Source organism: Kribbella sp. NPDC058693 (assembly GCF_042715335.1).
GTDB lineage: Bacteria > Actinomycetota > Actinomycetes > Propionibacteriales > Kribbellaceae > Kribbella > Kribbella jiaozuonensis.
This window is the reverse complement of sequence record NZ_JBHXSQ010000002.1, coordinates 1648770-1661342: the sequence shown is the minus strand read 5'-3', so window position 1 is coordinate 1661342 and position 12573 is coordinate 1648770. Positions and strand designations below refer to the sequence as shown.

Below are 12573 nucleotides of genomic sequence, written 5' to 3'. Positions count from 1 at the left end.
TTGCATGGAGTAGATCAGGGGTAGATCGCCCGGCTGTAGACCGGGAGGGCGCAGGTTCGAGTCCTGCCTCCATGTCTCTGCACGGCTAGGCAGGGAACGGGGATCCGATGGCGGAGGAGCAGCGGGCGACGGCTTCGGCGGGGTATGCGATGGCCCGGCTGGAACAGGCTCTCGAGCGCGCTCTGACCTCCGACGATCTCGCGGTACGACGGCGCGCAGCCGCCCGGGTCGATGCCTGGCGCAACGTTCTCGACGGCATGGCCTCCGGCCGGCTCACGGTCGGCTCGCGGACTCCGGTCGCGGACACGCCCGCCTGGGTCACGCTCGAGGTGGCGCACGGCGGGTTCGCGACCGGGCGGTATCTGGCGGAGGCGCCGCTGCGGGAGGACGAGCTCGCGTGGGTGCCCTCCGACGCACCCGGGGACAACGACCGGGAGCGGCTCAACCTGTGGTTCCTCAGCGACGAAGGGCTCGCCTCACTTGGGCAGGCCCTGCGGAGCGGCAACTACCGGATCGATGTGCCGGAGGAGTCGGCACTGCTGATCATCGCCTGGCTGCTCGAGCGGAAGCAGTACGCCGCGGCGCTGGATCTGACGTCCGAGCTGCGTCCGCTGATGCATCGGCTCCGGTTCACGCCGACCTTCAGCCCGTCGTCGACGCCGTCCGGTGCGGTGGTGCGGCTGCAGCCGGTGTCCGAGGTACGCAGTACGTTGCGGCAGGCAACGGTACGGCCGCAGATCGCTGCCATGCTGGAGACTCTGCGGGTCTGGAACCCGCTGTACGACCGCCTGGTGGCGCTGTGGTGCGACACGGTCGACGACGAGCTGCCGGAGCTGGACGCCGACGGCGCGGTCGTCGGCGGGTGGCCGTGCCGGGTCTGGCCGGACGACTGGGCGGAACGGCGTGCTCAGTGGCTGGACGAGTTCCGTGCCGCTGCTGAGGTCCATCGGCAACCGAGGGGCAATTTCGCCCGTCTGCAGGCGGCGCTCGAACGTTGTCCGTCCGACAGCTCGGCAATGACAGGTCGTGAGGTCGGCTGGATCCGTCGCTCGCTGGCCAACACGATCCAGGCCCACGGCGCGCCCGGGTCCGAGGCTCGTGCGGCCTTGCGGACGACGCAGAGCGCGGTCGCCGCGCGGCCGACGTACGCGACGCTGGCGCACGTCCTGAGCTGCCGGCTGGATCGGTTTCCGGCTGACGGTGGGCTGCCGACGCTCGACGCGATCGACGGTGAGGTGACTGCCGACGAGATTCCGGCGGCGGCCGGCTCAGCCATCCCGGCGCATCTGCTCGCGAAGGCGGCGCGGGCGCTCGAGGCTCCGATCGGCGAGTTGGTGGATCGCGGGGTGATCAGCTCGGGTGAGGTGCTCGCGCGAGTGCTGCCGCAGGTCACGTCGCAGTTGCTCGCCGCGAACATCGAGGACCCGTCGCTCGCCGCGGCGTACGCGCAGAGCTATGCGGCCTTTCGGTGTCGGCGGAGCCTACTGCTGCTCAACCTCGAGCACCAGGTGCGATTCGACGAGCTGCCGTGGATCGCGGCGGTGGCGCCGTACCGGGATCGGCGTGCTCAGGCGACGCGAGCCGCGGCACAGTCGCTGCGTGAGACGACGGTTCTGGCATTCACGGCCTTCCCGCAGACGATCCTGCCGAATCCGCTGGTCCGGGAGTTCGGCGCGCTGGCCTCGCAGGCGGACCTGAAGCTGCCGCTGGTCGAGGAGGTCGCGGCCGACATTTTCATGGGGACGTTCACCGAGAAGTGGCGGAGTGCGGCGACCGTCGCGAGTCGGGTGATGTTCGGGTCGCTGTACGCGCGGTACTACGACCTGCCGGCGTCCTGGCCGGCCGTGGAGCAACGTCGGTACAAGCGCTGGGGGAAGGCGACCGCGGACGACTTCGCGGAGGTCTGCCGCCAACGGTCGCGCGAGGCATCGAACGGCGGCCGCGGGCACGTCGCTCAGAACGGGACCGTGCTGGAGCAGAGCCAGATCCTGACCACGCACAACCTGGCCGTGCTGGTCGACGGGCTGGAGCTGACCGACTGGCTGCGGGAGGTCGCTCCGGAGCTGGCTGACCGTGCCTTTGCGTGGGCGGTGCAGCGGCAGACTCAGCCGATGACATTGACGGGCGTCAAGAACACGGCGTACGCCTGGCGGCAGGCGATCTTCTTCCTCAGCTTCTGCTCGCAGGCCGCGCAAGGTGAGGTGCTGGCGCGGCTGGACGAGCGGGCGGGGCCGCGGTTGGCGCCGGCTGTTGCCGGGTTGCAGCAGGTGGTCGCGGGGGAGCGTTTCGATGCAGAGGGCCGGACGGCTGGTGGCGGGCGCCGGCTGCTCGGGTGGAGTGCCGGACCGCACTGGCTGGCGCCGGCGGTTCGTGAGGATGTTCACGCTTCGGGTGGTTGAGTTGACACGGTCGGTGAGGCGGGCAAAAGTTAGGCCTGCCTTAGTAAGGGTTGCCTTACTCGACAACTTCCCGGGAGATCTGGATGTCGCAGCCCGCGCGTCTGACCGCGCTGCCAACACCCGTCCGCGATCCGTTCACCGACCGTTGGCCGCTGGCGTCGACGGTGGCGGATCGGGAGCGTGGACCGTTGCCGCACGGTTCGCCGGGTGCGGTACTGCGCCGGGCGTCCGAGGTGCTGGGTGAGCCGCGGATTCCGTCGACCGGCGTGGGGGAGTCGGCCGCGCTCGACCTGATCGCGGGCCTGCTGGACGAGAACGGCATCGACCTGAGCCACCCCCACGCGGCCGCGCACCTGCAGCCGCCGGTGCTGCAGGTCGCGGTCGACGCGGACGCGCTGGCGTCGGCCTCGAACGCCTCGATGGACACGTACGACTCGGGTCCGGCAACGCTCGCGATCGAGCAGTGGGTCGTGAAGGCGCTCGCGGGGCTGGCCGGCTTCGGGCCGGAGGCGGACGGCGTACTGACGCCCGGTGGCTCGATCTCTAACCTGCTTGCGGTCCTGATCGCCCGTGACAGTGCGGGCGCCGCCGCGGGAGTCGACGTACGGCGGAACGGTCTCGGCGGACTGGTCCAGCCGGTCGTCTTCTGCTCCGAGCTGGCGCACTTCTCCGTCCAGCGAGCCTGCGCCGCCCTCGGGCTCGGTGAGTCGGCGGCGATCACGATCCCGTCGGACGAGAACTTCCGGATGCGCACCGACGTACTGGCCGACGAGCTCGCCAAGCCCGGCCGTACGCCGGTCGCGGTGGTCGCCACGGCCGGTACGACGGACTTCGGCTCGATCGACCCGATCGCCGAGGTCGCCGCGCTGGCGCGTGCCCACGGGGCCTGGGTGCACGTGGATGCGGCGTACGGGTTCGGGGCCTTGTTCTCCGAGCGCCTCGCGCCGCTGCTCGCCGAGCTGCCGCTGGCGGACTCGGTCACGCTGGACCTGCACAAGATCGGCTGGCAGCCGGCCGCGACCAGCGTGCTGCTGGTGGCCGACCGGACCCGGTTCTCCGCGTTCGACCGGTCGGTGGACTACCTGAACCCGGCCGACGACATCGACTCCGGGCTGGACGGCCTGCTCGGGCGCAGCCTGCAGACCACCCGCCGTCCGGATGCGGTCAAGGTTGCCACCACGCTGACGGCATACGGCCGGTCCGGACTGGGCACAATGCTCGACACCTGTCACGAGCTCGCGCACGCCGCCGCGGCCCGGGTCGTTGCCGACAGCAACCTTGAGTTGCTGGCGCCGGTAACCCTGACCACGGTGTTGTTCCGGGTCGCCGGGCAGGGGCTGGAGGCATCCGCTGCGGACGCCCTCCAGGGCGAGGTCCGGCGCCGGTTGCTGACGTCCGGACGGGTGCTGATCGGCCGGACCAAGCTGCCGGCCCGCGGCGGCCGACCGGCAGCGGTCGCGTTGAAGTTGACGCTGCTGAACCCGAACGCCACCGCGACGGACATCGAGGACCTGCTCGACCAGGTCGTGGCCACCGGCCTCGACGTCCTGACCGGTGAAGGAGCGGCGTGAGTATTGCGGTTGCTGCGCATCTGAACGCAATCCTGCGGTGTTACACCCGTGAATCGTCCGTGCCGGTGGCTGTCGGTCCGTTGTCGTTCTCGGTGGGCTCGTCGACGGTGACTGCCCGGGTCTCGCACGCCTCGCGAACCGGGTTGCACCAGTTCACGGACGTGCTGGTGGACGGCGTACCGGTTGTTCCCGAGGACTTGGTGCGGGTGCTGTCTACGGACGCCGATCCGGCTGAGATCGACGATCTGGCGGCACGTACTGCGGAGTCGGTGCGGAACGTCTCGCGGTTCGTCTCCGAAGTCGACGGGGAGCGTGGGCCGGGGCGCTTCCTGGAGTTCGAGCAGGCGTTGCTGTTCGGGCATCTGAATCACCCGGCGCCGAAGAGCCGGGACGGACTGAGCGGTGCCGAGCTGGCGGCGTACTCGCCGGAGCTCGGTGGCCGTTTCGCAGTGCACTGGTTCGAAGCCGACGCCGAGCTGGTGTCGTCGGACCAGGTGGCCGGCGCGCCCTCGCTGCAGGGACTGGACGCTGTGCAGCTGATGGGCGCGCTCGCCGGTATCACCCCGTCGTCGGGCCGGGTGCTGATCCCGGCGCACCCGTGGCAGGCCGCGTCGGTGCTCTCGCGGCCGCGGGTGGCCTCGTTGGTCAGGGACGGCCGGGTGAAGGCGCTGGGTCCGCAGGGTGCGGAGTGGTATCCGACCTCTTCGCTGCGTACGGTCTTTCACCCGGACTACTCGGTGATGCTGAAGTTGTCGCTCGGATTGCGCATCACCAACTCGCGGCGCGAGTCGACGCCGACCGAGCTGCGGCGTGGGTTGGAGATCAACCGGCTGCTGGACGCGGCGCACAACGCGGGGACGGCGACGGCGCATCCGCGGTTCACGATCGTGCGGGATCCGGCGTGGGTGGCGCTCGACGAGGGTGGACCTACGCTGACCGGTCTGGACGTTGCTGTCCGGGAAGTGCCTGCCGACGTCAACAGTTACGCCTGTCTGGCGGGGCTCGTCGCGCCGCGTCCGGGCGGGGTGAGTCGCTTGAGCGCTTTTGCTGCGGACGATCCGGCTGCGTGGGTTTCGGCGTACATCGACAACGTGCTGGTGCCGATGCTGCACCTGTACGCCGAGACCGGCATCGGGCTCGAGGCGCATCAGCAGAACACGCTGGTGCGGCTGGACGGGGCCGGGCGTATTCGCGGTGGGGCTTATCGCGACAATCAGGGGTACTACCTCGCGTCGTCGTACCTGCGTGGTCTCTTGGCGGTGACGGGGCTGCATGACTCGACGCTGGCGGTGGTCGACGACCCGATTGTGGATGACCGATTGACCTACTACCTGCTGCACAACCAGGCGCTGGCCGTTGTGGGCTGTCTGGCAGTGGATGGCGTTGCTGACGAGGGCTTGCTCCTTGAGGTGGTGCGGGAGCGGCTGACGCTCGCGCTGCCGTTGCTGAAGGCTGCCGGACCCTCTGGGGACCGGCTGGCGCGGCGATGGCTCGAGGCGGAAACCCTGCCCTGCAAGGCGAACATGCTGACCCGGCTGCGCGGTATCGACGAAGTGGTGGCGCCGTTGGACGCCCAGTCGGTGTACCTCGACATCCCGAACCCGCTGCGGCTCCGGTGAGGTGTGACATCCGGCCGATGTTCCACCTGGACAACGGCTTCGACCTGCGACCGGCCGGCACTTCCGATGCGGCCCGGATCGCGCTGTGGATGGCGCAGCCGCACATCCGGCAGTGGTGGCACCAGGACTGGTCGGTCGAACGCTGGGCCCAGGAGCTGGAGCAGCAGTCGGCGGGGGAGCACTCGGTGCCCTGCGTGGTCGCAGTCGACGCGGAGGACTTCGGGTACGTCGAGCTGTATCGGGTGCGGCACGACCGGCTCGCGGAGTACTACTCCAGCGGCGAGCACGACTGGGGCGTGCACGTGGCGATCGGCGACGCGACACGGGTCGGCAGGGGACTGGGGCGGCGGCTGTTGCGTGCGCTTGCGGACGCGCTGCTGGTGGCCGACCCGGCGTGCGAGCGGGTCGTGGCGGAGCCCGACGTACAGAACATTCCGTCCGTGCGCGCATTCGTCGCGGCGGGCTTCGATCGGGTCGGGGAACTACAGCTGCCCGACAAGACAGCAGTGCTGATGGTCCGCACCCGGACTGTGGAGGATTGACATGTACGACGTGATCGCTGTCGGCTGTGGGCCGTTCAACCTCGGTCTGGCCGCGCTGGCCTCGGAGGTGGACGATCTCTCCGTTGCTGTGCTGGACAGCCGGCCGGAGTTCACCTGGCACCGGGGGCTGATGTTCTCCGACGCGATGCTGCAGGTGTCGTTCCTGGCGGACCTGGTTTCGTTGGTCGAGCCGGCGCACCACCTGTCGTTCCTGTCGTTCCTGCGTGCGAATGACCGGCTCTATCAGTTCTACGTGCGGGAGAAGTTCCATCCGACGCGGCGCGAGTACGAGACCTACCTGCGGTGGTGTGCGGCTCAGCTGGACTCACTGCACTTCGGCCACCACGTGCGTGACGTGGTCTGGGACGGCTCTGCGTTCTTGTTGACGGTCGAGCGCGGCGAGGCTGTTGAGCACTTCGAGGCTCGGCATCTGGTGGTTGGAGTTGGAACTGAGCCCGCTGTGCCTGCCGCAATGGCCGGGCTGCCTGCTGAGCGATTCCTGCACTCTGGGGACTACCTGTACCGACGGGACGACCTGCGGCGCGCCGGCCACGTGACTGTTGTCGGCTCGGGGCAGTCCGGCGCCGAGTGCTTCTTGGACCTGCTCCGCGCTGAGGGTCCCGCGGTGTCGTGGCTGACACGCACCGGGGCGTTCACGCCGCTGGACTACTCGAAGCTCGTGCTCGAGATGACCACACCGTCGTACGTCGACTACTTCCACGCGCTGGACGAGCCGGTACGCGATCGACTGGTGAAGGACCAGTGGCGCCACTACAAGGGCATCTCGTCGGAGACGCTGGAGGAGATCCACGACGTCCTGTACGCAAGAGACCTGAGTGTCAGCCCCGCTGAGCTGCAGGTCGGCGTCGGGGTCGTTTCCGCGGTCGTCCGCGCCGACCGCCTCGAACTGACCCTGCTCCACGCCGACAGCGGCAAGACCTTCCAGCACACCACCGACGCCGTCGTCGCAGCCACCGGCTACCGCAACCGCCCCCTGCCCTTCCTGGAGTCACTCCAGCCCCAGATCGAACACGACGCCTCCGGCCGCTGGGTCATCAACCGCGACCACAGCGTCTCAACCATCAACGACCTGGCCGGCCGCCTCTTCGTAGCCAACGCCGACCTCCACTCCCACGGCGTAGCCGCCCCCGACCTAGGCCTCGGCGCCATCCGCAACGCCACCATCCTCAACACCATCACCGCCCGAGAACTCTTCCCCCTCCCCAAATCCACCACCTTCACCAAGTTCGCGATCCCCGGATGACAAACCTCTGGACCGCCTGTTCCAGGGCATTGCTGGCAAAGCTGATCTCCCAGTTCTGCACCGAGGGTCTGCTGGAACCGGTCGACAACCGCTTGGACCTCGGGACCGCGTCGTACACCTTCGAAGCCACCCGCGGCGGCTTCGGCAGCTGGCGCGTCGACCCTGACTCGATCCGCCGTACAACCGCCGGCATCCTCGGCAACGACGAGAGCGAACCCGCCACCGACCCCATCCAGTTCTTCGTAGAAGCAGCCGACGTATTAGCTGTTGATGGGTCGACTGTCGCCGGCTACGTCGCAGAACTGACCAACACCCTGGCAGCCGACGTACGCATAGCCTCCACCGCCATACCCGCCACCGACCTTCTAGATCTCCACCACACCCGCCTAGAAGGCCACCTAACCGGCCACCCTCTCCTGGTAGCCAACAAGGGCCGCCTAGGCTTCTCCGCCACCGACACCGAACGCTACGCCCCCGAAGCCCGCACTCCACTCCACCTGACCTGGCTAGCCGTACGCCGAGGCCTAGCCGAATTCCGCGGCACCCCAGACCTCTCCGAACACGCCGTCATAGCCCGCGAACTAGACCCACCCGTCATCGAATCCTTCCGCGCCAAACTCGACGACCCCGACACCTACGTCTGGCTCCCATGCCACCCCTGGCAACTGGACCACGTAATCCGCACCCAATGGTCCCGAGAACTAGCCACCAACGAAATCGTCATCCTGGGCGAGTCGCCCGACGAGTACCTCCCCACCCAATCCATCCGCACCATGGTCAACATCACCCGTCCGGACCGCTACCAGGTAAAACTCCCCCTAAAAATCCTCAACACCTCCGTCTACCGAGGCATCCCCACCCACTGCTCCCTAGCCGCCCCCATGCTCACCCAATGGCTCCGCGGCCTCTGGTCCCGAGACGAACTCTTCCAATCCCTAGGCACCGAACTCCTAGGCGAAGTCGCCTCGGTCACCGTCCCCCACCCCCGACTCTCCACAACCCCCAACATCCCCTACCAATGGACCGAAACCCTCGGCGTCATCTGGCGAGACCCCTTAGACCCCCGCCTCCAACCCGACGAAACCGTCTGGCCCCTGGCAGCCGTACTCCATCCCGGCTTCACCTCAGCCGCCATCACCCGCTCCGGCACCGACCCCCAAACCTGGCTCAGCCACCTCCTCTCCACCCTCCTCCGCCCACTACTCCACCTACTCCACCACTACGGCATAACCGTCAACCCCCACGGCGAAAACCTAGCCATCATCTGCAATTCCCATGGCATTCCGGCTCGCCTGGTCATTAAAGATCTGGTCGATGACATCAATATCTCAACCGACGAAATATCGGCGCGCGGAAATACGCCTGACGCACACTCCAGAATCCTTCCAAGAAAGTCTTGGAACGTTCTTCGGCAATACATTGTAGACGCCCTCTTGCTCGGTGTTCTGAACCCGCTCGCCAGTCAGAATCAAATCCCCGAAGCAGCTTTCTGGACCCTGGCCCGAACCGAAATAGACCGCTATACGGCTGCGCATCCGGAGTACGCCGCCCGCCTGGCTGCCACAGCCTTTCTCGGCGACTCCTTCGGCCGCTATCCCCTGAACGGCTACCGCCTGACCCTCGGTTACGCGGACCTCGACACGCGTCCTCCGATCCCGTCCACCGGCACCATCCCGAACCCGCTCCACATGCCGTAGCTCGGTCCCTCTGTGAGGTGGACCATTAAGACGGTCGCCGATCTATTGACACGCTGCTGCGTGCAAGCGGTACAACACATCATGCTTTCCGCGCAGTTCCGCCCACTCAGGGTTGCTGAGTTGACACTCACTGCTACATTCGCTTCACTCTGTAAGGTCGGCGATTCGAAGGTCGCCTGGATGGAGTGCACGGGGTGACGCTTGTCGAGCGCGCTGCGGCGGAACTTTCGCCCGCAGATCATGGTTCGCCGGAGACCGACCTGAGCGACGCCGAACCGGCCGCCGTGTCGCACAGCCGGCCAGCGGTCTCGGGCCTGAGGCTGGGACTGCTGAGATGGACTCTTAAGAAGAGCAGGCATCGGCTTGCGCGCCACTGGAACGACACCACCCGGCATCCGAGGACACCACGGCTCCCTGGCGATCCGTCGTCGGTCGGGCAGTGCGGAGTCAGCTCGGCTTGGCTGATACCCAGGCTCCGTCGGTCCTGGCGATCTCAGGCTCGTTACTGCTTCGGTGACGTCCGGTTCGGTGCGGACAAAGATGTCGCGACTTTCCATTGCTGGGTCGAGATAGGTGACGAGGCATCGCCGCGGCGTTTGGTGATTGACCTGACTTTCGATCAGTTCGACCAGTTCCGCCGATTTGAGAAACTCCGTAACCGTCCGGTGCTCTGTGAATACCACGGCGACCTCACGGATTGGTCGATCGAGTACAAAGCGAACAGCCGAAGAAGTCTCGAAGAATTGCGCGGCGACTCGGTCTGGGACAGATACATAGCGCTTGATCAGGCTACGAGCCCGGTCTGGCGCAAGGCATTTCGAAGCCTCCATCAGGCGATGGCAGTCCGGTCCCGATCGGTGACCACCCAGCAGCAAGCGTCGTCGGGCGCGGCCGGTTCTGAATCCGCCCGGTCCACTGCCGCCTGAGCGCGGCTCTCTTTGGTGATGTCAGGTCGAGCTGACATCACCAATGGTCTGACAGGAGACAGCTCGCTTGTCCACCATTGCTTCGCGACCCGAGACGCTTCTGCCTGGCGGCCGGGTCGGTCCAGTGTCCCGCCCCTCGCTCGAGGACTGCCGAAGGAACAGTCCTGAGTTCGCCGACCTACTGGCCGACGCCGCCCGCGAGTACAAGGTACCTAGCCGGGCGCTGAGCGTCCGTACCCTCTTGCATCTGCCGCGACTGACTCGGTCGGACGGCAGTGTGTCCCGACGGAGTGTCGAGACCGAGTTGCACCGTCACGCCGTTCGGCTCCGGGAGGATCAGCGGAGTGTCGGTGAGCTGATTCCGCGCGATCGGTTCGACCTGTCTGATCTTCGATTCGTTCGGCTCACGAACAGCGTCGCGGACCCAATCTTCGGCCGGCTCCATTACCTGCGGAATGCTCGTGCCGGGTCTGTCAACTTTGCGCTGGTCGAGCCCCTGAGCCATCGTCCGGTGACCTTGTGCAGTGTGTCGCCGTTGGAGTGGATGCGGGTCGCGCGGCAGTTGCAGACACAATTCGACGTACCACTCGGTTCGGCCTGGGACGTGTCTCGGGTGTACTCGTTCGACGTGGCTCCCGCCAACGCGATCTCATACCTGTTGGGTAAGGTCCGGTCGGCAATTCGGCAGGAGTTGCCGAGTGTGCAAGTGCTGACCACGGCGGTCGACCCGAATCTCGGCTTCACCGGGTCCAGCTACCGCTCTGCCAACTGGCAGCGGTGGATGTCGATCACGGCCAGGCCGTACCTGTACGTCGATGGCCTCTACGCGAGCCCTCGCCAGCTCCGGAGCCGCTTCGGCGGCGCCAACCTCGCCCAGCTCAGTGCCGACAATCGCGCGCATCGATTCGAGCAGAGCCGCTTCCGCCTGCTCGACTCGGTGATCTTCTGCAGCAGGGTGCGTGGTGAGACCGAACAGGTTGCCGCCGGCGAGTACCGCCTTCTTCGGCGCTGAACGGTCAGCGAGGCCCGAGATGTGATCTGGCGAGTAACTCGTCAACGCGTTTGCGGTCGGGCATAGGGTTCGCCAGCGGAAAATCGCTCGCCGCGCAGGACATAGCGGCTGCCGCCCAGACGGCAACTTCGTCGGTGAATCTTCGGTCGTTGTCGATCAGGCGGGTTGCGAGGGCGGCGCAGAAGGCGTCACGTGCTGCGGAAGCTTCCTTGTAGATCGACGGGATGCTCGGGACGCTGAAAGGCTCGTCGAAGGCTTTCGAGTAGATGGTGCAGCCGCCGTTGACCAAGAGGCAGAGGGTGTCCAGGCCGAAGGCGAGCAGGCTGCGAGCAATCGGGTCGGGGTCGAACGGACCCGGGGCATGCGGCGCGAAGGAGGCGAGTTCCCAGGCGTGCGCGATGAGGTAGTCGATCCGGGGAAAGGCGTCCCAGGAGATCACCTTGTCCGCGTAGGGCTGACCTGGCGTGACGATGACCAGCGGTCGGCGGACCGGGACGCGATGGACAACCTCGAGCGTATGCTGCATGACGTCGCGTGGTACCTCGAAGGTCAGCAGCAGTACGTCGGCCGCCGCTAGCTCGTCGTACCGCTCGTCGATGTCCCTGGCCTCGATACAGACCTCGTTCTGATTGCGCCAGTTGACGGCGATGCTGTCGCCCATCTCCTGCTCGAGCACACCGGTGAATGGGGTCTGGGAGCTCCGGACGCGTTTGATCAGCGAGGTGTCGACGCCCTTGTTCTCGACGTAGTGCATGATCTCTTCGCCGAAGGGGTCATCCGCGACCGCAGCGATCAGCGACGTCTTGAGTCCGAGACGGGCTGCGGCCACGGCCTGAGTCAGCCCCTTGCCTCCGGGTGACCGCTCGAACCCGTGCGCCTCGGTCGACGTCTCGGGCGCCGGCAGCCCCTTGATGCGGAACTTCACGTCCATCACGGCGCCACCGACGACGATGACCCGGCCGGTTGCCGACGTTTCGGGTACCGACGTCCTGTGAGGCGCGGGCTTGGTCGACCTACCGGCTGCTGGGTCATCGGCACGGATGAGTTGGCCGGCCAGCTCCTGCAGTACGTCGACCTCGATGGAGCCGCGAAGAGCCCGGTCGCTCGGAGCGGGGGAGCGCGGATATTCGAGTGCGTCATGCAATTCCTGCCAATTGGCCAGGAGGGTCTCCCGACGCCGACCGAGCGCGGACTTGTACAGCGAGCGCTGGAGTCGATCGCCGAAGCCTTCTGAGAGCGCCTCGGCGTGCAGCTCGAGCGCCAACATCACATCCGCTACAAGTCGCTGGGAACCGTGAAGCCGCTCGCGGACACAGTCGGCGACCAGCGCGACCACGGCCTCGGCCGGGACCGCGTCAGCGGACTCCCCGAAGTGGCGTCGGGCGACCAACTCTCGCAACGGAGCGGCCAGACCGGTTCGGTCCGAGCGGAGACGATCGGCCGTCAGGCCGGCACGGGTACGGAGTTTCTCGAGAACGTTGGCGAGCAACAGGACGTCGGTCGACTGCTCGTCGCCGGTAGTGGTCATCGGACCGTGCCATCT

Annotated in this window: 9 protein-coding genes and 1 tRNA gene; 9 read left to right on the top strand and 1 reads right to left on the bottom strand. The window is 67.0% G+C overall.

Translation table 11 applies throughout. The features are described from left to right. Positions 1-3 precede the first annotated feature (3 nt). The 9 genes from ACFWUU_RS17535 (at position 4) to ACFWUU_RS17495 (ending at position 11030) form a co-directional block, all read left to right on the top strand. A tRNA-Tyr gene (locus tag ACFWUU_RS17535) sits at positions 4-75 on the top strand. A gap of 32 nt (positions 76-107) precedes the next feature. After that, complete coding sequence (locus ACFWUU_RS17530; RefSeq protein ID WP_380176773.1) at positions 108-2399, top strand: hypothetical protein; 2292 nt, start codon at positions 108-110, stop codon at positions 2397-2399. Positions 2400-2482: 83 nt separating this feature from the next. Then, positions 2483-3970 carry a pyridoxal phosphate-dependent decarboxylase family protein gene (locus tag ACFWUU_RS17525; RefSeq protein WP_380176770.1) on the top strand — a complete coding sequence of 496 codons (1488 nt, stop codon included), beginning with the start codon at positions 2483-2485 and terminating at the stop codon, positions 3968-3970. Further along, positions 3967-5589 (top strand): IucA/IucC family protein, encoded by a 1623-nt coding sequence (locus tag ACFWUU_RS17520; protein ID WP_380176768.1) that lies wholly within the window; start codon positions 3967-3969, stop codon positions 5587-5589. Before ACFWUU_RS17525 ends, ACFWUU_RS17520 begins: the two co-directional genes overlap by 4 nt. Before the next feature lie 17 nt (positions 5590-5606). Next, the gene (locus ACFWUU_RS17515; RefSeq protein WP_380176766.1) at positions 5607-6131 is read left to right on the top strand and encodes a GNAT family N-acetyltransferase; all 525 of its coding nucleotides are present in this window, start codon (positions 5607-5609) and stop codon (positions 6129-6131) included. 1 nt (position 6132) lies between these two features. Further along, the gene (locus tag ACFWUU_RS17510; protein ID WP_380176764.1) at positions 6133-7395 is read left to right on the top strand and encodes a lysine N(6)-hydroxylase/L-ornithine N(5)-oxygenase family protein; all 1263 of its coding nucleotides are present in this window, start codon (positions 6133-6135) and stop codon (positions 7393-7395) included. Then, a complete protein-coding gene (locus tag ACFWUU_RS17505) occupies positions 7392-9092 on the top strand; it encodes an IucA/IucC family protein (RefSeq protein WP_380176762.1) in 1701 nt (566 codons plus the stop codon). Before ACFWUU_RS17510 ends, ACFWUU_RS17505 begins: the two co-directional genes overlap by 4 nt. Before the next feature lie 194 nt (positions 9093-9286). Continuing rightward, on the top strand, positions 9287-10018 hold the full coding sequence (locus ACFWUU_RS17500) for a hypothetical protein (protein ID WP_380176761.1): 732 nt from the start codon (positions 9287-9289) through the stop codon (positions 10016-10018). A 526-nt stretch (positions 10019-10544) separates the two neighbouring features. After that, complete coding sequence (locus tag ACFWUU_RS17495; protein WP_380176759.1) at positions 10545-11030, top strand: hypothetical protein; 486 nt, start codon at positions 10545-10547, stop codon at positions 11028-11030. A gap of 4 nt (positions 11031-11034) precedes the next feature. Here the strand turns inward: ACFWUU_RS17495 and ACFWUU_RS17490 are convergent, their stop codons facing one another. Then, positions 11035-12558, bottom strand: coding sequence for a carbohydrate kinase family protein (locus tag ACFWUU_RS17490; RefSeq protein ID WP_380176757.1), 1524 nt, complete (start codon positions 12556-12558; stop codon positions 11035-11037). Between the last annotated feature and the right edge of the window lie 15 nt (positions 12559-12573).

Excerpts from the sequence above, each read along its gene's own strand:
- ACFWUU_RS17490 (WP_380176757.1), bottom strand. The coding sequence starts at position 12,558 with ATGACCACTACCGGCGACGAGCAGTCGACCGACGTCCTGTTGCTCGCC.
- ACFWUU_RS17515 (WP_380176766.1), top strand. The coding sequence starts at position 5,607 with ATGTTCCACCTGGACAACGGCTTCGACCTGCGACCGGCCGGCACTTCC.
- ACFWUU_RS17505 (WP_380176762.1), top strand. The coding sequence starts at position 7,392 with ATGACAAACCTCTGGACCGCCTGTTCCAGGGCATTGCTGGCAAAGCTG.
- ACFWUU_RS17510 (WP_380176764.1), top strand. The coding sequence starts at position 6,133 with ATGTACGACGTGATCGCTGTCGGCTGTGGGCCGTTCAACCTCGGTCTG.
- ACFWUU_RS17525 (WP_380176770.1), top strand. The coding sequence starts at position 2,483 with ATGTCGCAGCCCGCGCGTCTGACCGCGCTGCCAACACCCGTCCGCGAT.
- ACFWUU_RS17530 (WP_380176773.1), top strand. The coding sequence starts at position 108 with ATGGCGGAGGAGCAGCGGGCGACGGCTTCGGCGGGGTATGCGATGGCC.